Here is an 18,069-nt window from a genome sequence, read left to right as displayed (position 1 = left end):
CACGGAATGCTACGGCTTATATCCGACGGCATAAGAAGGAAGGGTGCGCGAATTGCCCCTGGGGGATCTACTGTTTTTCCTGGCGTCGAGAGGCGACGGGATGGTCAGCAGAAATCAGCCGAAGCTGTGGTAAATAGCAAAAAGCCTGCCACGAAGAGCTGAACTGGTTATGCCGCCGATGGGCGTTAGCGTTTCATCGAATGCCAATAAAGTAGAAATCTCTCGATAAGAGGGCTTTCATCCTAAGTATCAGTCGGAATCCGAGGGTTTCGTCTAAGTCGGAGTGCCATCAAGCCATTAAAACGGCTCACGCCCATATGGCAGCAAGCCATCGTTGATGCATGGAGCTCGATCTGGGGAAGTTCTTTGATTAAGTGAATCACGAAGTTCTTATGGACAAGATAGAGCGTCACACTGAGGACAGGTACATGCTCAGGTTGATCCGCCGTTATCTTGAAGTAGGATATATGTCGGGTTGGATCGCCAGCTGACTGCAGGAAGGAATGCCACAAGGCGACCTCCTCTCGCTGTTACTGTCGAATATCCTTTTTGATGAGCTGGGCCGTGAATTGGAGCGGAGGAGAGCACTGCTTAGATCGCTATATCGACGATGCCAACATCTATGCGTGCAGTTGTCGCGCTGGTGAGCGGGTGTTGAGAGCTTTCTCAACCGGCACCTGAAACTGGCAGTGAATTGGGAAACGAGCCACGCGGCACCGCCTTAGGTTTGCGACTGACTGGTTTATGGGGTGAGCTGGCATTAGCAGACGAGGCTAAGAGTGATGATGAGCCTGAACCGCTTGCGTGATCGGCTCAGAATCCTCTGCGGGGAGCACGGGGTTGCAAGATGGTTATGGCTATTGATCGAATAAACCCACTATGGGCAGTTGGGCGAGCAACCTCAAGCTGAATCAGGGTAAAAGGGTGAGCGGAACGTTGGGCGGTTGGGAGTCATACAAACTTTGATGGTGCTATGGCGGCAACGGAAGGCGTTCTCTATAAAAATGCACATTATGGTATGTCTGGACCTTATGGAAGCTCGTGTCTGCCAATCTGGCGTTGAAGGCAAAAGTCCAAGTGGCGTTGGGGGGGGGATGAATCAGACGTTGCCGAAGAAACTGTGGGGCCACCTCGAATTGGTTTCAATACTGGATATGAAAACGGTCTAGGCGCCTAACCTGACCCCCCTCCGGTATGGAGTCGTATGTGCGGTGGGGTAAAAGGATAGTGGATGTGAGTCCGTGTCGTACTCGATGTCTGACGTTGTTGTGATAATAGCCGGGAGTCAACGCAGTTGATTTTTTGACTGAAATTATAGCAGTGCATGTCACATATGAGATATTGGGGGACTCCAATTAAGTTTTACGTGGATGAGTAGGCAAGTTTGGCAGGCGTGTATAAGTTTATAGAGTGATGGACAAGGTGTTAAATAGTCGATATGCGTTGTGCTGATCTTAGTGTATGAACAACAACTATGCATCCGACCGGCTGTCGACTAGGAATGACAATGGGAGCTGTATCTCTAGGAGTTTAGTGTGGAAAAAATCGTACTGATCGGTTCTTCCGGTCACGCCAAAGTAGTTGTTGATATCGTCGAAAAACAGGCGCGCTATAAAATCGTTGGCTTCGTAGATAGTTTGAGGCCGCTGGGGGCACAAACGCTCGGCTATGAAATCATTGGCAATGAGGCAGATCTCCCTAGCCTTATCAGTGAGCATCGCATCGACGGGGCGATTGTTGCCATAGGAGATAACGCGGTTAGGGAGAGTGTGGTGACTCGAATCGCAATGCTCTGCCCTAGTCTACGTTTTGTCAGCGCAATACACCCTGCAGCGGTTATCGGAATCGATGTTTCAATTGGGGCTGGAACGGTAATTATGGCTGGGGCGGTTGTAAATCCAAGTTGCCAGATAGGTGATTTCTGTATCGTTAATACGAAGGCGTCTCTTGATCACGACTCTGCAATGCAGGATTTTTCCAGTTTGGCGCCTGGTGTTACCACTGGCGGGAGCTGTCAGGTGGGGAGGTCTTCGGCTGTGGGGATTGGCGCTAGCTTGCGCCATGGCGTGCACATAGGTGAGCATGCAGTGATTGGAGGGCAATCGATGGTTTTGGATGATGTACAGTCCTATACCGTCGCTTACGGTTCTCCGGCAAAAGCTGTTAGGTCTAGGAGGCGGGGAGATAAGTATTTATGAGGTCGCCGAAAGCTCTTCGTATTTTCGTACCGCTTGTTTGAAGTTCGCTTTGAGTAGGGATGAGAATATACATCATAGAGGGGTCGTACAGGTTTTTTACGGTTCTTACCATGTGAAGTCTTCCGACGGGCTTTTCAAAAGCTTGAAGTCGTGCTAAAACCTTTGAAGCGCTGATCTAGCTGCTTGAAAAAGAAGGGAAAAATATGACGAAGTCGGAGTTGATCGAACGAATTGTCACCCATCAAGGGCTGCTTTCATCCAAGGATGTTGAGCTGGCTATCAAGACAATGCTTGAACAGATGTCTCAATGCCTTGCGACCGGGGATCGGATTGAAATTCGCGGTTTTGGCAGCTTTTCGCTGCACTATCGTGCTCCGCGCGTCGGCCGCAATCCAAAGACGGGCCAGTCCGTCAGTCTCGATGGAAAATTTGTACCTCACTTCAAGCCTGGAAAAGAGCTGCGTGACCGAGTGAACGAAGATGAAGAAGAAAGCGTCTGAGTCTTTTCAGAGTGGGAGAAGGTTATGCGTGGGGTTAAGCGAGTCGCAGTTGTATTGGCGACGCTGATAATTGTTCTGGTAGTGTTAGTGTTCATTTTGGAAAATAAGCAGGGTGTTTCCCTTGTGTTCTTTGGTCTGGCTACGGCGCAGATGCCGGTATCAGTATTCGTGGTGGTGTCCTTGATTATTGGTATGTTGGTAGGCCCTTTTTTGGGCGTATTGTTCCGCAATCGAGGTTCCAGGCTCATCCAATAGCTCGCACATTGCCCGTGCTCAAAATCGGTAAGTGGGGTGCGTGACCTGGTGTTGGCCGTTAGAAAGCATTCTTGGTCTGGCCGTTCCAGCTGCTGTATAGATGGGTAAGGGCTTTTGGCATCGTAAACACCGAAGGTGCCGCTTGCGGGCGGCTCGTTCAGTCTTCACTTCAGAGGAGAGTTATTTGAGGACTTCCCGCTAGTCATGCATTGAGGCGCTCTGCGGATATGTCAAGGCTTGTAATATGTCTGAGAGATGGCAGAATGCAATCTGTTCTCGATAACGTGCATTTTGTGCGCTGAAAATCTGGCAGAGACGCTGGGTTTTCACGGTCATCAAAATAAAATAAAAAATACACAATTTGCTCCGCATAACGAGCCCGCAGTTTCTCTTTGAAGGCAGGTTTTTGTTGTGAGTAGTAGCTTCCAAATTCCCCGCGTTTCCTCATCTGATGAAATGGATCTCTACATTTTTTGCCGTATGGTATTGCAGCAAAAGGCTCTGATATTGTTGGTCACGGTTGTCGTCGCAGCGTTAGCAAGTGCCTATGCTTTCCTCGTGCGTCCGGAATATCAAGTTAGTAGCGTTTTGCGCCCAGCGGCGATCAATGAGCTAGATGCGTTGAATCGCTCTGAAATTTACCAGTTGCCATCTGGTGATGCTTTAATAAAGGTGGGTGCTTCTCTTGAGTCCTATGAGACTCGCCTTGGTTTTTTCAGGGCGAACCAAAAGTTGTTCAAAAATTTTGAACGCCCCGGCAGAACTTTGGAGCAAAGTTTTGAAGAGTTTAATTATAACTCAATTAAATTAGTGGTTCCTGATGCCAAGAACGCGGGTTCCTTGAATGCTTATATTAAACTGGTAATGAACTACCCCGAGGGTGTTGCTGGCGTCGCTATTCTAAACGGCTTTGTTCAGTACGCGATTGAAAGTCAGCGTCAGCAAATCGCTGCTGATATGGAAGTGATTGTCAGGAACCGTTTGAGTGAACTTGCTGGCAGGCTCGATTCAGCGCGCTCCAGTTATGTTACTGACAAGGCGGCTAAAATCGCTAAGTTGACCGAGGAGGATAATCTCAAGCGGGCTCAGCTGCAGGATGAATTGAAAGCTCTGCGTGCCCAGCTGAAAAATCAGCGTGCTGACCAAATTGCGCAGTTGAACGAAGCGATTGGGATCGCGAAATCTCTAGGTATCCAGAAGCCGAGCACTCCTTCTTCTCTGGGGGGGGCGGGTGTCCAGGGAAGCCAGCCTGTAATGCGGACAGAGGTAAACAATCAGCAAATCCCCCTGTATTTCATGGGCGTAGATGCCCTGTTGGCTGAGCGGGCTGCGCTGTTGCAACGCAAGTCAGATGACTTCACCGAGGCGCGGATCGCCCAGATAGCCAAGGAGCTTCAGCTTCTTCAGGCTAATCGTGAGGTCGAAGTGCTCAATCAGCGGAAAAACGAAGATCTGTTCCTCAGTGGTGTACAGCCTCTGCGCGCTGAAGAAGTGCGACTGCGCAACCTAAATGTCGATATGAGCGGCTTGAAGCTTGTTACAATTGACAAAAAGGCCATTGATCCGTTGGGACCCGTGAAACCTAAGAAAATGTTGCTTATCATTATCGGAATTGTGTTTGGTTTGATGTTGGGCCTGGTTGCTGCATTTGTGCGAGGCACCGACCAAAGTCGCCGTGAAAACAGTTCGGATACGACGTTGCTGCCACATTCATCAATCCCTGCAAAAAAAGCGCTGCTGTCGAATGTTGAAGCGCTCTGAGATGGGTACTGTCAAAAGGGGTATTGCCGCGGTCAGGGATGATGGCTTTATGATGTCTATCATGACCGGGTACCCCTGTCACGCTATCTTTATGCGGATTTCGGAGCGAAGCTATGATTTAATTCGTTTCATGTCTGATGCGAAGCGATTCGCCTTGGGAGAGCTAGCCCGCACACCCGTCATCTGATGCTACCAGCCTTTGAGTAACGATAGAACCGCGCAAGGTTGGAGCCATTGTGTGAGACTTGATAACAAGAGATCACCATATGACGGGCCATGCACTGACTTTAAAATTTTTTTAGTTTAATTGGAGCGTTACGAATGCACCTGCAGAAGCTGGCCAGTGTTACCAAGTTCAAAAGTAAGGAGGCGTTGATCGGGATTGTTGGTCTTGGTTATGTCGGGCTGCCTTTAATGCTTCGTTACAATGCGATTGGCTTTCGCGTACTCGGCATCGATATTGACCTAGAGAAGGTCGACGAGCTTAACGCTGGCAAAAGCTACATCGAGCATATCCCCTCCGCGAAAATTGCTGCCGCACGCAACTCGGGCTTTGAAGCTACTGTCGATTTCAAGCGTGTTGCTGAATGTGATGCGTTGATCTTGTGCGTGCCCACACCGCTCAACAAGTACCGCGAGCCGGACATGAGCTTCGTCATCAACACCACCGACGCGATCAAGCCTTACTTACGTGCAGGTCAAATCGTATCGCTGGAAAGTACTACCTATCCTGGTACTACCGTTGAGGAGCTGCTCCCTCGCGTACAGGAAGGTGGTCTTGTAGTGGGTGAGAACATCTTTTTGGTCTACTCTCCTGAGCGTGAAGATCCAGGCAATCCAAACTTTGAAACCCGCACTATCCCGAAAATAATCGGTGGTGACACGGCGGCGTGCCTGGAAGTCGGTACTGCGCTCTATGAACAAGCTATCGATCAGGTTGTTCCGGTCAGCTCTACTAAAGCGGCAGAGATGACCAAGTTGCTGGAAAATATCCATCGCGCCGTCAATATCGGTCTAGTCAACGAGATGAAAGTCGTTGCTGACCGTATGGGTATTGATATTTTTGAAGTGGTGGATGCCGCAGCCACTAAACCTTTTGGCTTTACCGCTTATTACCCGGGTCCGGGTCTTGGCGGCCACTGCATTCCAATCGACCCGTTCTACTTGACGTGGAAGGCTCGCGAATACGGCTTGCACACTCGCTTCATCGAACTCTCTGGTGAGGTTAACCAGGCAATGCCCGAATACGTTGTGAGCAAGTTGGCAGACGGCTTGAATAACCGGGGTAAACCGCTAAAGGGGAGCAAAGTCCTGATACTCGGTATCGCCTACAAGAAAAACGTAGATGATATGCGTGAGTCGCCTTCAGTAGAAATCATGGAGATGCTCGAAGCCAAGGGCGCCACGGTTGCCTACAGTGATCCGCATGTACCGGTATTCCCTAAAATGCGTGAACACCATTTTGACCTCAGCAGTGTAGAGCTGACCGCCGATAGCCTGGCAAGTTTTGACGCGATTGTTTTGGCCACTGACCACGAGAAGTTCGACTACGAACTGATCAAGTCTTCTGCCCAACTGATCGTGGACAGCCGCGGTAAGTACCGTGTTGCCGCACCTCATATTGTAAAGGCATGATCAAGCCGTCCTGAATGACGCGCGCTCCCGGCATCCATTCGTGGAATGCTGGGAATCTTCGAATGTTATAGGAAAGACTCATGAAGAATTTTGCTCTTATTGGCGCTGCCGGGTACATCGCGCCGCGCCATATGCGTGCCATCAAAGACACGGGTAACGTGCTGGCTTCTGCGTATGACATCAATGACTCGGTTGGAATCATCGACAGCTTGTCTCCAGACAGCGAGTTTTTTACTGAGTTTGAGCGTTTTCAAGAGCATGCATTTCGATTGAAGCGAGATTCGAGCACAGCGCTTGATTACGTTGCAATCTGCTCACCAAACTATTTGCACCATGCTCACATTGTTGCGGGCCTACGACTGGGCTGTGACGTTATTTGTGAAAAGCCGCTAGTGCCTACCACCGAAATTCTTGATGAGCTTGCGCTCGTAGAAAGAGAAACCGGTAAGCGTGTATTTAACATCCTGCAACTTCGTCATCACCAAGCAATCCTAAACTTGAAGAGCAAGGTCGCCAGTGAGCAAAAAGACGGTAAGTACGAAGTCGAACTTACCTATATGACCTCTCGTGGCAAGTGGTACATGGAAAGCTGGAAAGGCGACCCACGTAAGTCATTTGGCGTGGCGACCAATATTGGCGTTCACTTCTACGACATGCTGCATTTCGTTTTTGGCAAGCTTGAGCGAAACGTCGTGCATTTTGTTAATGAACACAAGGCGGCTGGCTATCTGGAATACGAGAAAGCGAAGGTGCGTTGGTTTCTGACTATCGACGCCAATGATTTGCCCGCCGCGGTTAAAGGTAAAAAGTCGACCTACCGTTCTATTACAGTAGACGGTGAAGAACTGGAGTTCTCGGAAGGCTTTACTGATCTTCACACCATCAGTTACCAAGAAATATTAGCTGGTCGTGGCTATGGTATAGAAGACGCACGCCACTGTGTTCAAACTGTGGAGACCATTCGTGCTTCCGCACCTGTGGCACCGGGCGCTGGTGAGGGTCACCCGATGCTTGCAACCCTGCTACGTTGATTGGTTTTCGTGCTGATAGGATGGCGCTTGCCATCCTTTTCGATTTCCAATATTAATAATCTGTAGTGGCTGGTGAGGCGAAAAGTACATTGCTGATGTCAAAAAAAAATAATGACTCGAATGAACACAGTGGTATTGGTTTTAGGGGTGATATTCAAGGGTTGAGAGCGATTGCGGTCTTGGCCGTCATGATTTTTCATGCCAATAGCAGCTGGTTGCCGGCTGGATTCATTGGTGTGGATATTTTTTTTGTGATTTCTGGTTATATTATTTCTTCTGTCCTTCTTAAAGAAGGCAAGGCGCTGAGTTGGAGTCAGTTCTATTGGGCGCGAGTCAAAAGAATTATCCCGGTCTACCTGGTTATGTTGTCCTTGGTGTGTGTGGTTTCCGCTCTGTTGCTCACACCGGTAGATTTTTCATTTTTTAAAAGCTCTTTACGCTCTGCATTATTGTTTGTGAGTAATCAGTATTACGCTGGATTTGGGGATTATTTTGCGCCGGGCGCGCACGAGTTACCATTGTTGCATACATGGTCGCTGGCAATTGAGATGCAGTTTTATCTGTTTTTGCCGATTATTATTTACTATGTTCCTCGTCAGTTCCTTGCGCTTTTGCTCGGTGTGTTGTCCATTGCTTTTTTCACATATGCCGAGGTAAAGCTAGGCGCAGCGGATAATCAGAGGCACGTGTATTTCTCACTTCTTGCCAGGGTCCCTGAGTTTCTAGTTGGCGCGCTGATTACGGTAAGTGGCGTTGGTCGATCGTGGTCTCCAAGGCTGTCATTTGTAGTGGGAGTGATGGGCGCTGCATTGTTGCTGTTTTCACTCGTATTTATCGATGAAAAGAACTTTCCGGGATTCTCTTCGAGCTTGCCATGTATTGCTGTAGGTATGATTATAGCTTCCCGGCGCGGTGTGGTTAATAACCTGCTGGCTTTGCCACTGTTAGTTACAATCGGCGCACTGTCCTATTCGCTATATCTCTGGCACTGGCCTGTATTGGCGTTTATGCGTTATTACCTTGGCCAGGATAAGCTCCCAATTGTATGGATCTGCAGCTTCGTACTTCTAACCTATCTGTTGGCATGGGCATCTTACCGGTGGGTGGAAACCCCCCTGAGAAGTCGTTTAGTCAAGATTAGGCGCTGGGTCGTGTTGTCTGCGATTACCGCTTGCATGATTGCGATTAGCCTGATTCTGAATCCAATGATTGAAAAGCCTCTGCCTAGAGAAATGACCCGATATTCTCCTCCTGACCAGATTTGTCATGGGCGGATCATTGGAGATTGCTTACGTGGTGATCACGAGCAAAGCCAGCCTGTACTCATTATTGGAGACAGTCATGCTGCGCAATTGAACGAGTTTTTCGACGTGGCAGGTGTTTTAGGCAAGTTTTCCGCGAGAGTTATCACCGCGAGCAATTGTGTTCCGATCGCCGAATTCGACGTTGAGCGAATTCCTGATTTTTCCCGTGCTGATTGCCGTGCGCAGATTGCCGCCCTGAAGGGATACATCGATAACGCTAAGGTGATCGTAATAGCCGCCATGTGGCAATGGCATGTCCCTAGTAAAGATTTTATGGCTGCGCTCGCTGATTTCCTAGACACCGCCGCCCAGCGTGATGTGAAAGTCATTGTCCTGGCTCAGGTTCCGATGTTTAACACCAACCTGGTTAGGGTAAAGCGTTTTGCTGCGCTGGGATTGCCGGTGAGTATTACGGAAAATAGCGAATGGGCAGGCGCCAACCAAAAAGTCTCTGAGCTGGCTAATCGCTACCGCGGGGTGCAGTTTCTTGATTTTTCCCGCAGCGAGTTCTTCCGCGATGCACCCTTTGTACAAGGGCAACTGATCTATATGGATGACAGTCATTTAAATGAGCTGGGAGCGCGGCAGTATGGCCTGTTCGCAGTCCCGTTCCTGAAAGCGGCCCTGGCAGCGACTTCAGAATGAGACTGACCGCCATCATGTACCATTCGTGGTAGTTCTGCCAGGTGATGGTGGCCTCTCAGTTCACTGCGCGCCGCAAACGGGAATTGATTTTGCGCCGATATTTTTCATTCAAGCTGCTTGATAGCGGGGGGAGGCACGATTATTGTGTGTGCATCCCCCGTGCGGACTAATTTCACGCCAGAAGCGATAAGCCCAATTGAAAATATTTTCACAAACGTATGATTTTTATAGGAGTAGCTGATTATTTTCCGTTTTTACATGGCGATAAATGTAAGCGGGAAAATGCAAACTCCAGGGTGTCTGCGGTGTGTAATGGGCGCAAATATTTCCACGCTGAGAGTCGCTCGTGGGGATTCCTATCTCTTGGGACGGCTATGATGAATTGCCAACCGAGCGTTTGCATTTTTCCTGCTGATGCGGGGCACGAATTTTTTATTGAGCAGCAGTTGGTTGGGGTACTGGATTGTGAGTTGAAATGAATAGCTGAGATTCGATAGTTTGATCTGTCGGATATTAATAGTTAAGCTATTTTTTGGATGTGTTGCTTTTGTATGTTAATGATGAGGGCGAAATGGATTATACGGTACATCCAAGTGCGATTGTTGATGACGGGGCTAGTATCGGGCGTGGATCCCGAGTTTGGCATTTTGTACACGTATGTAGCGGCGCCGTAATCGGTGAGGAAGTTTCTCTCGGGCAAAACGTCTTCGTTGGTAATAAAGTCGTCATTGGCGACCGATGCAAGGTTCAAAACAATGTTTCGGTGTACGATAATGTTACATTAGAAGAGGGGGTGTTTTGTGGTCCTAGTATGGTGTTTACAAATGTCTATAACCCCCGATCACTGATTCAGCGAAAAGATGAGTACCGTAATACGCTTATACAGAAAGGTGCGACGCTTGGCGCTAACTGCACGATAGTGTGTGGTACTACAGTTGGGCGTTACGCTTTTGTTGGTGCGGGTGCTGTGGTAAATAGAGATGTGCCGGCATATGCTTTAGTGGTCGGCGTGCCTGCTAAGCAGATTGGCTGGATGAGTGAGTTTGGCGAGCAACTTGACCTTCCGTTAAATGGGGAAGGGGCGGTGAAATGTCAGCATACAGCCGCGGTGTATGTGTTGTGTCAAAATGAACTAAAAAAAATGGACGCTTAAATGATTGAATTCATTGATCTAAAAACTCAGCAAGCCAGAATAAAAGATGAAATAGATTCGGGTATACAAAAAGTCCTGGCTCATGGCCAGTATATACTCGGCCCAGAAGTTTATGAGTTAGAAGATCGGCTGAAAGAATTCGTTGGCGTTAAATACTGTATTACCTGTGCAAATGGAACAGATGCGCTGCAGATCGTTTTGATGGCGCTGGGGGTAGGCCCGGGGGACGAAGTAATCACCCCAGGGTTCACCTATATTGCTACGGCGGAAACGGTGGCACTGCTTGGCGCAAAGCCTGTGTATATCGATGTCGACGCAAAAACGTATAACCTCGATCCTGCGTTGCTCTCTGCTGCGATCACGACCCGCACGAAAGCTATCATTCCTGTATCGCTTTATGGCCAATGCGCTGACTTTGACTCGATTAACTCAGTCGCCGAGAAGTATGGCATCCCTGTTGTTGAAGACGCGGCGCAAAGCTTTGGTGCTATTTACAAAGGTCGACGCTCCTGCAACCTGAGCAAGGTTGCGTGCACAAGCTTTTTCCCTAGTAAGCCTCTGGGCTGCTATGGCGATGGCGGCGCGATCTTTACCAATGACGATAGTCTAGCAACTATCATTCGACAGATTGCCAGGCATGGACAGGATAGGCGCTACCATCACATTAGAGTAGGTGTGAACAGCCGTTTGGATACTCTTCAAGCATCCATTTTACTGCCAAAGTTAAAGATTTTCTCTGACGAGTTGGAGCGTCGTGAGGAGGTGGCTGGCAGATACAATGATTTATTCAAAGCGTCCGGTAAGTTTTCACCTCCCTTTGTCGAATCCTACAATTCGAGTGCGTGGGCGCAATATACCTTGCTGGTCGAGAATCGAGAGGAATTGCAGAAAAAACTCAGTGACGTTGGAATTCCTACGGCAGTTCACTATCCGATTCCTCTGAACAAGCAACCAGCAGTTGCTGACCCTGATGCAAAGTTGCCAGTGGGTGATCTTATTGCCGATCAGGTAATTAGCTTGCCGATGGGGCCATACTTGAGTGTGGAGGATCAAAAGAAAATCGTCGAAGTAGCCATTAGCTAATGTCGGCATGAGCAGGCGCCTTTTTATGGTGATAGTGTTGGTGGCGGATGAAAAACTGCCGGACACACGTCGAATTAAGGCGCAGCCCCTCAAACAGATCTTAATTGTCCAACACATACAACAGTGAATATTTTTTAATGAGGCTCATCTTAAAGAGTGATTATTGGAGAAGTATAGCCTCGGTACTGACCGGGTCGGCGATTGCCCAAATCATCCCCATTCTAGGTGCTTTGGTCATCGCGAGGCTCTATTCGCCCGGTGAGTTTGGTGTTTTTGCTTCGTGGTTGGGCGGTGTGGTCTTTTTGGGCGTACTCGTAACCGGCAGGTTTGAGACCGCACTGGCTATCGAGCAGGACGGGGAACCCCGAGGTCATGCTGCCTATGCAGTGCTGGTCACGTCACTTATGGTCGCTTTCGGTTTGATGTTTGCGATTTTGGTACTGTCATATGCGTTCCCGGCAATCACTCAGAGTATTTCCATTACGTTACTACTATGTGCCGTCCCTACTGCCCTCACTATTGGCGTTCTCCAGACTTGGCAATCTTGGGCGGCCGCAGAAGGCAATTATGGCCAGCTTTCGAGAATGAGAATCTGCAGCGCATCGGCGATCACCCTTTTACAAATTGGGTTGGGCTGGATTCAGCCAAGCGCCACAACGCTCGGTGTTGGCTATTTTCTTGGCGGACTGATTGCTTGTGGCATCGCCATGAAGCTCATGCCGCTTCGTGTCCCTGGTCAGGATGCAACTAAAGTAAAAACAATCAAAGAGTTTTGGTCCCGTCAGCGTAGGTTTCCACAATTTTCGCTACCTGCGGATGCGATAAATTCCGCAGCTGCGCAGTTGCCCATTATCATTGTGGCGCATCGATATGGGGCTGAGGTGGCTGGGTTGCTGGCCATGACATTGCGGATTCTAGGCGCTCCGCTTGGCCTGTTGGGGAAGTCGGTGCTGGACGTTTTCAAACGGCACGCCGCTTCCCACTATCGGCAATATGGAGAGTGCAGCGATATGTATATTCGCACGCTTAAGGTGTTGTCCGTTGGTTCATTAGTATTTGTCGTAGCTATGTTATTTTTGAGTGAGTCGCTTTTTGTTGTGTTTTTTGGCGAGAAGTGGCGTTTCTCTGGAACCATCGCTACTTGGATGTTGCCCTACTTTGCGTTGGCATTTATTGCCAGTCCTCTGAGCTATATGGTTTACATCGCTGGTAAGCAAAATCTTGATTTGATGTGGCAGTTGGCTCTACTGGCGATGACTGTGACTGCGTTGAGCGTCTTTCAGAATTACGCGACGGCGTTGAAGATTTACAGTGCTGGATATGCTGCTTTGTATTTCGTTTACATAGCCATGTCGTATCATTTCAGCTTGGGTGAGAAAAAATGATTGTTATTGTCGATTACGATATAGGCAATGTGGCCGCTGTATCGAACATGTTGATGCGTTTGGGTATTCGATCGCTGATCACCTCAGATGCGCAGGAAATTGAGAAGGCAAGTAAAATCATTCTGCCTGGTAATGGCTCGTTTGATGCCTGCATGAAAAATTTAAAAGCCAGTGGTCTGATTGGTCTGTTGGAAGGCAAGGTATTGGGGCAACATACTCCACTCTTGGGGATCTGCGTGGGCGCCCAGATGCTGGGCAAGAGTAGCTCTGAAGGAAATGAAGCTGGTCTTGGATGGCTCGATATGGAAGTGAAAAAATTTCCCGAAATAGAAGGTTTACGCGTACCTCACATGGGTTGGAATGACGTATTTGCGTGCGCTGGCGTACGACACTATTTGACGGATGATATTGAGAGCGATGCCCGATTCTATTTCGTGCACAGCTATTTTATGCAACCTGCCGACCCACGCAATGTTATATTGACTGCGAAGTATGGTCTAGAGTTCGCGGCTGGTGTTGCACAGGGGAATATATGCGGCGTCCAGTTTCATCCTGAAAAAAGTCATCGCTTTGGCAAGCGCCTTTTAAATTCTTTTGCGCGAGGACTATAAATGCACCGCCCACGCATAATTCCTTGTTTGCTGATAAGCGGCAATGGCTTGGTAAAAACCAAAAAATTCAAGGATTCAAGGTATATCGGCGATCCTGTTAATGCTGTCAGAATTTTTAGTGACAAGGAAGCGGATGAGATTGTTGTTCTTGATATCGATGCATCGAAAAATCAAGTCGAGCCCAATTATCAGTTGATTGAGGAGATAGCGGGGGAGGCCTTTATGCCTCTGGCATATGGGGGAGGCATTAGGACTATTTCCCAAGTCAGGCAGTTGATCAGGTTGGGTATTGAAAAAGTAGTAATAAATACTGCATCGGTTGAGTCAAAAGGGCTTATAAGGAAGGCTGCAGATATATTTGGAAGCCAGGCGATTGTAGGTGCTGTAGATATTAAGAGAAATATATTCGGTACCTATAAAGTCTATGTGAGGTCTTCAACGGTCGAAGTGAAGTGCGGCTTGGACGAGCACATCGACCATTTGGTATCCGAGGGCGTCGGCGAAATTTTTATAAATAATATTGATCGAGACGGCACGATGAGCGGTTATGACTTAAGCCCTATTTTGCGTACCACCAGTAGAGTTAATGTTCCCGTGGTCGCGTGTGGAGGTGCAGGGTCTATCGAAGATCTAGCGAGTGTCATTCAAGAAGGGCATGTCTCGGGGGCGGCGGCGGGTAGTATGTTTGTTTTTCACGGTAAGCATCGCGCGGTCCTAATCAATTACCCTAAAAGCATTCAGTTATAGTATGGGCAATGGGCGTTTGATCAAAGCAAGCATAATTAACTCAATGGTGTTGGGAACCATTGGGTTGTTTATAATGATTTCGTACGTCCTGCAGCTGCAGCAGGATAATGAATATATAGGCTATACACATATAGATGCGGATATGGCCTACATGTTCCGCGTCCTGTGCGGGGTAATCTTGCTCGGTGTACTATTACCTAAGAAAATTATCAGGCCCTCTGATTTTTTTTCGTTCCTATATGGTTTTTTTGTTTTACTCCCTTATGTGATGTTAAGTTCCGTACGCGGAAATGTAGCGATTGAAGAGTTTTTCATGCTTTTCTCGGTATTGGTGCTACCTCTTTTGATCGTCAAGCTAATGGTCATTAGCATGCCAGTCATCCGGGTGCCTGGAATTCTAACTCAAGGTAGTGTGATCTTTATTCTTTGTTCTCTTGTCGCGGTCGGTATTGCCGTTGCGTTATCTAACCCGACCGCCTCTGCAGGCTTTGACTTCTCTAGTGTGTATGAGCGCAGGTTGGAGGGGCGGGAGATATTTATTTCAGGCTCTCTCTTTTCCTATATCAGTTCTGCAATCATTAATGGCGTTTCGCCTTTTATTGCTTTCTGGGCATGCTGGAAGAAAAAACACTGGCTAATGATAGTGCCAATGTTGTGCTGGTTGACATTTTTTTACTTGTTGGGAGTTAAGGCGCCTCTGTTAGCTATCGGTGTGGCTGCTCTTCTGGGAGTGGCGGCAAACAAGGCGAAGATAGTTTTTTTTATAAAATATGTATATTGGCTGGTGGTTGGGGCTTTTTGCATATTTATTATTGAATACAGCCTGAATGGCTACTCTTATGTAGCCGACTATTTCATTCGTAGGTCGTTTACCGTTCCACCATGGGTGATGTCATCTTTTTTTGAATTTATGAGTTCAGACCATACCTCCTGGACGCTGTTGGGTGGAGCGATTGAGGATAAGCCCGTCAGCCTTCTTGTAGGCGAAAATTTCCTAGGTATGGAAGGTCTTAATGCCAATACCAATGCATTTGTCTATAGTTTAGGGGCAGGAGGGCTGCCGTACTATTTTCTGACAATCGTGATGGTAGGCGTTGTTTTTCTTATATTGGATTCTGCATTTCTATTGAAAAGTAATCCTAGCTTTATATGTCTTGGCTTCTCTTATTCCATCTTAGTCGTTGAGCAGGCCGCTACAACCGCGTTGCTATCATCTGGAATAGGTATGTTGATGGCGCTCTTGATCTTCTCTAAACGAAATGTGGACAGTACTTATGCTGCAAAATGACACATATAGGATCTGCACCAAGTGTGTAATGGATACCTCTGATAAGGAGATTACCTTTAGTGAGGAAGGTGTCTGTAATCACTGTTTGAAGTTTGATCTGGTTTCTAAGAGCAGTTGGTTTCCTAATGAGGCCGGGGCTGCGAAGTGGGCGCAAATTATTGAAGAGATAAAACAGGCCGGAAAGGGGAGGGAGTATGACTGTGTCCTGGGGTTAAGTGGCGGCGTTGATAGTTCTTACTTGGCGATAAAGGTGAAGGACTGGGGGCTCCGTCCGCTGGTGGTTCATGTAGATGCTGGATGGAACAGTGAACTGGCGGTTGCGAACATTGAATCCATCGTCAAGCATTGCGATTATGATCTTCACACGCATGTGGTCGATTGGGAGGAAATGCGTGATTTACATCTTGCGTACATGAGAGCCGGCATCTCTAACCAAGACGTTCCTCAAGATCACATATTTTTCTCGAGTCTTTATCACTTCGCCATAAAGAATGGTATTAACTGCATGATGTCTGGCGGAAATCTAGCGACGGAAGGAGTTTTTCCAGAGTCGTGGCACGGGACTGCAATGGATGCCATTAATCTGAAGGCAATTCATAAGAAATTCGGTACCCGCAAGCTTAAAAATTATAAGACTATCAGTTTTTTTCAGTATTATATTTGGTACCCGTTTATAAAAAAAATGCGTACTGTGCGGCCCTTGAATTATATGCCATACGATAAGGAGCAGGCGCTGCAAGAGTTAAGGGATACTGTTGGCTACAAGCCATACGCCCGTAAGCATGGCGAGTCGCAGTTTACTAAGCTATTTCAGAATTATTATCTTCCCAAGAAATTTGGCTACGATAAGCGTCGCCCACACTTATCTAGCCTGATAGTCTCCGGTCAGATGAGCAGAGAAACGGCGCTAGAGAAGCTCGAGGATCCACTATATGACTTGGATGAGCTTGAGCTCGATATTGCTTATTTTTGCAAAAAATTGAGGATCTCTAGAGCCGAGTTCGATGACCTGATGAATGCTCCGATTCATAGTCATACTGATTTTTCCACTTGGAATGGGCGATATCGAACTCTGAAGCTTGTACAAAGAGTGATTGCTCGTTTAACGGGGCGGCGATTTAGCGTGTACTCCTGATGCCACGTGTTTTTAACATTCAACGTTCGGAAGTTTTATCATGAAAGTATGTCACCTGACATCGGCGCATCCTCGTTTTGATAGTCGAATTTTCTTCAAGGAGTGTGCGTCCTTGAAAAATGCCGGATATGAAGTGTCGCTAGTTGTGGCCGATGGTATGGGTGAGGAAGTGAAAAACGGAATCAATATTCATGATGTTGGCAGGTCCAGAGGCAGACTGAATCGGATGTACGCTACCACTCGAAGGGTGTTCCAACGAGCAATTTTGGTGGATGCCGATATTTACCATATCCATGATCCAGAGCTGATCCCGGTTGGCAGAAAGCTGCTGCGTCATAATAAAAAAGTAATTTTCGATGCACACGAAGATCTGCCAAAGCAAATTTTAGCTAAATCTTACATGAACGTTGTGGTTAGACATGTGCTTTCCCGCGTTTTTTACTTGTACGAACATATTGTCTTGTCCAAATTTACCGGGGTCATAGCGGCAACGCCTTTCATCAGAGATAAGTTTTTAAGAATTAACTCGAATGTTGTTGATATCAATAATTTTCCTATCTTGGGTGAATTGACCGATGGCGTGCCAGCGCAACAAAGTCTCAGTCCCAATGTTTGTTATGTCGGCGGTATTTCGAAGAATCGCGGGATCTTGGAGATTATCGACGCGGTAGGGCGTAGCGCGCATGACGTCAAACTCTTGCTGGCCGGTGTGTTTTCAGAGCCTGCTGTCGAGTCGCAGGCTCAAGGCATGTTCGCTTGGAAGAAGGTGGACGCTTTAGGTTATCTCGATAGAGAGGGCATTAGAGACGTCTTGCAGCGTTCTTTGGCAGGGCTGGTCACTCTTCATCCGACCATCAATTACATTGATGCGCTGCCGGTTAAGATGTTCGAGTATATGAGTGCGGGCGTACCCGTCATCGCTTCAGATTTTCCGTTGTGGCGTAGTGTTGTGATCGAGAGTGAATGTGGCCTGTGTGTTGATCCTCTTGACAGCCAGTCCATCGCACGTGCAATTGATTTCTTATGTGAGAATCCTGAGCAGGCGCGAATAATGGGAAGCAATGGTCAGCTAGCTATAAAAAACAAGTATAATTGGCAGATAGAAGAGTGGAAATTGCTCAATTATTACAAAGCACTTGGTAGATAAGTGCTGTCCTCCATTGAGCGCCTTGGAGGGGTTGAATTAAGATTGCGCCTTGCCATTATTTACGGTTAGGGATGGTCTGAAGTAGCCATGTATTTCCCCGGCATACCACCTAGCGCAACTTTTAAACTCGCCAAATGATCAAAAAACAATCAATTCGACGAGTATTTCTTACGTTTTCGCCACCCGGACCC

At 47.7% G+C, this 18,069-nt stretch carries 15 protein-coding genes; all 15 read left to right on the top strand.

Annotated features, from left to right (window positions below):
• The first annotated feature begins 1,535 nt into the window (after positions 1-1,535).
• The 15 genes from FIV35_RS19330 to FIV35_RS19260 all read left to right on the top strand — a co-directional run bounded on the left by FIV35_RS19330 (position 1,536) and on the right by FIV35_RS19260 (position 17,878).
• On the top strand, positions 1,536-2,198 hold the full coding sequence (locus tag FIV35_RS19330) for an acetyltransferase (RefSeq protein ID WP_080761407.1): 663 nt from the start codon (positions 1,536-1,538) through the stop codon (positions 2,196-2,198).
• Between the two features lie 203 nt (positions 2,199-2,401).
• Positions 2,402-2,698, top strand: a complete 297-nt coding sequence (gene ihfB, locus FIV35_RS19325; protein WP_008437689.1) for an integration host factor subunit beta — start codon at positions 2,402-2,404, stop codon at positions 2,696-2,698.
• 24 nt (positions 2,699-2,722) lie between these two features.
• Entirely contained in the window at positions 2,723-2,953 is a 231-nt protein-coding gene (locus FIV35_RS19320) for a LapA family protein (RefSeq protein ID WP_034137446.1), read from the top strand.
• Positions 2,954-3,364: 411 nt separating this feature from the next.
• A complete protein-coding gene (locus FIV35_RS19315) occupies positions 3,365-4,714 on the top strand; it encodes a Wzz/FepE/Etk N-terminal domain-containing protein (protein WP_173668943.1) in 1,350 nt (449 codons plus the stop codon).
• Positions 4,715-5,035: 321 nt separating this feature from the next.
• A complete protein-coding gene (wbpA, locus tag FIV35_RS19310; protein WP_034137448.1) occupies positions 5,036-6,349 on the top strand; it encodes a UDP-N-acetyl-D-glucosamine 6-dehydrogenase in 1,314 nt (437 codons plus the stop codon).
• An 80-nt stretch (positions 6,350-6,429) separates the two neighbouring features.
• Positions 6,430-7,380 (top strand): Gfo/Idh/MocA family protein, encoded by a 951-nt coding sequence (locus tag FIV35_RS19305; RefSeq protein ID WP_034137449.1) that lies wholly within the window; start codon positions 6,430-6,432, stop codon positions 7,378-7,380.
• 95 nt (positions 7,381-7,475) lie between these two features.
• The gene (locus tag FIV35_RS19300) at positions 7,476-9,329 is read left to right on the top strand and encodes an acyltransferase family protein (protein ID WP_034137450.1); all 1,854 of its coding nucleotides are present in this window, start codon (positions 7,476-7,478) and stop codon (positions 9,327-9,329) included.
• A gap of 571 nt (positions 9,330-9,900) precedes the next feature.
• A complete protein-coding gene (locus FIV35_RS19295) occupies positions 9,901-10,482 on the top strand; it encodes an acyltransferase (RefSeq protein ID WP_080761408.1) in 582 nt (193 codons plus the stop codon).
• On the top strand, positions 10,483-11,565 hold the full coding sequence (locus FIV35_RS19290; protein WP_034137452.1) for a DegT/DnrJ/EryC1/StrS family aminotransferase: 1,083 nt from the start codon (positions 10,483-10,485) through the stop codon (positions 11,563-11,565). It abuts the gene before it with no gap.
• Between the two features lie 104 nt (positions 11,566-11,669).
• On the top strand, positions 11,670-12,950 hold the full coding sequence (locus FIV35_RS19285; RefSeq protein WP_144419334.1) for an oligosaccharide flippase family protein: 1,281 nt from the start codon (positions 11,670-11,672) through the stop codon (positions 12,948-12,950).
• Positions 12,947-13,561, top strand: a complete 615-nt coding sequence (gene hisH, locus FIV35_RS19280) for an imidazole glycerol phosphate synthase subunit HisH (RefSeq protein WP_034137453.1) — start codon at positions 12,947-12,949, stop codon at positions 13,559-13,561. The genes FIV35_RS19285 and hisH overlap by 4 nt, the downstream gene beginning before the upstream one ends.
• Complete coding sequence (locus FIV35_RS19275) at positions 13,562-14,308, top strand: AglZ/HisF2 family acetamidino modification protein (protein ID WP_034137454.1); 747 nt, start codon at positions 13,562-13,564, stop codon at positions 14,306-14,308.
• A 73-nt stretch (positions 14,309-14,381) separates the two neighbouring features.
• Positions 14,382-15,596, top strand: coding sequence for a hypothetical protein (locus tag FIV35_RS19270; protein ID WP_144419335.1), 1,215 nt, complete (start codon positions 14,382-14,384; stop codon positions 15,594-15,596).
• A complete protein-coding gene (locus tag FIV35_RS19265) occupies positions 15,568-16,731 on the top strand; it encodes an N-acetyl sugar amidotransferase (RefSeq protein WP_323162500.1) in 1,164 nt (387 codons plus the stop codon). The genes FIV35_RS19270 and FIV35_RS19265 overlap by 29 nt, the downstream gene beginning before the upstream one ends.
• 112 nt (positions 16,732-16,843) lie before the next feature.
• Positions 16,844-17,878 carry a glycosyltransferase family 4 protein gene (locus FIV35_RS19260; RefSeq protein WP_231980865.1) on the top strand — a complete coding sequence of 345 codons (1,035 nt, stop codon included), beginning with the start codon at positions 16,844-16,846 and terminating at the stop codon, positions 17,876-17,878.
• Positions 17,879-18,069: the final 191 nt, after the last annotated feature.

Source organism: Pseudomonas rhodesiae, from assembly GCF_007858255.1.
Taxonomy (GTDB): domain Bacteria; phylum Pseudomonadota; class Gammaproteobacteria; order Pseudomonadales; family Pseudomonadaceae; genus Aquipseudomonas; species Aquipseudomonas rhodesiae.
The sequence above is the reverse complement of the archived record's forward strand: the minus strand, read 5'-3'. Positions and strand labels throughout refer to the sequence as shown.

What these genes read in the sequence shown, in the direction of transcription:
- FIV35_RS19265 (WP_323162500.1), top strand. Translation starts at nt 15,568, where the DNA reads ATGTGGACAGTACTTATGCTGCAAAATGACACATATAGGATCTGCACC.
- FIV35_RS19300 (WP_034137450.1), top strand. Translation starts at nt 7,476, where the DNA reads ATGTCAAAAAAAAATAATGACTCGAATGAACACAGTGGTATTGGTTTT.
- wbpA (WP_034137448.1), top strand. Translation starts at nt 5,036, where the DNA reads ATGCACCTGCAGAAGCTGGCCAGTGTTACCAAGTTCAAAAGTAAGGAG.
- FIV35_RS19320 (WP_034137446.1), top strand. Translation starts at nt 2,723, where the DNA reads ATGCGTGGGGTTAAGCGAGTCGCAGTTGTATTGGCGACGCTGATAATT.
- FIV35_RS19290 (WP_034137452.1), top strand. Translation starts at nt 10,483, where the DNA reads ATGATTGAATTCATTGATCTAAAAACTCAGCAAGCCAGAATAAAAGAT.
- ihfB (WP_008437689.1), top strand. Translation starts at nt 2,402, where the DNA reads ATGACGAAGTCGGAGTTGATCGAACGAATTGTCACCCATCAAGGGCTG.
- FIV35_RS19305 (WP_034137449.1), top strand. Translation starts at nt 6,430, where the DNA reads ATGAAGAATTTTGCTCTTATTGGCGCTGCCGGGTACATCGCGCCGCGC.
- FIV35_RS19295 (WP_080761408.1), top strand. Translation starts at nt 9,901, where the DNA reads ATGGATTATACGGTACATCCAAGTGCGATTGTTGATGACGGGGCTAGT.
- FIV35_RS19270 (WP_144419335.1), top strand. Translation starts at nt 14,382, where the DNA reads ATGATTTCGTACGTCCTGCAGCTGCAGCAGGATAATGAATATATAGGC.
- hisH (WP_034137453.1), top strand. Translation starts at nt 12,947, where the DNA reads ATGATTGTTATTGTCGATTACGATATAGGCAATGTGGCCGCTGTATCG.
- FIV35_RS19275 (WP_034137454.1), top strand. Translation starts at nt 13,562, where the DNA reads ATGCACCGCCCACGCATAATTCCTTGTTTGCTGATAAGCGGCAATGGC.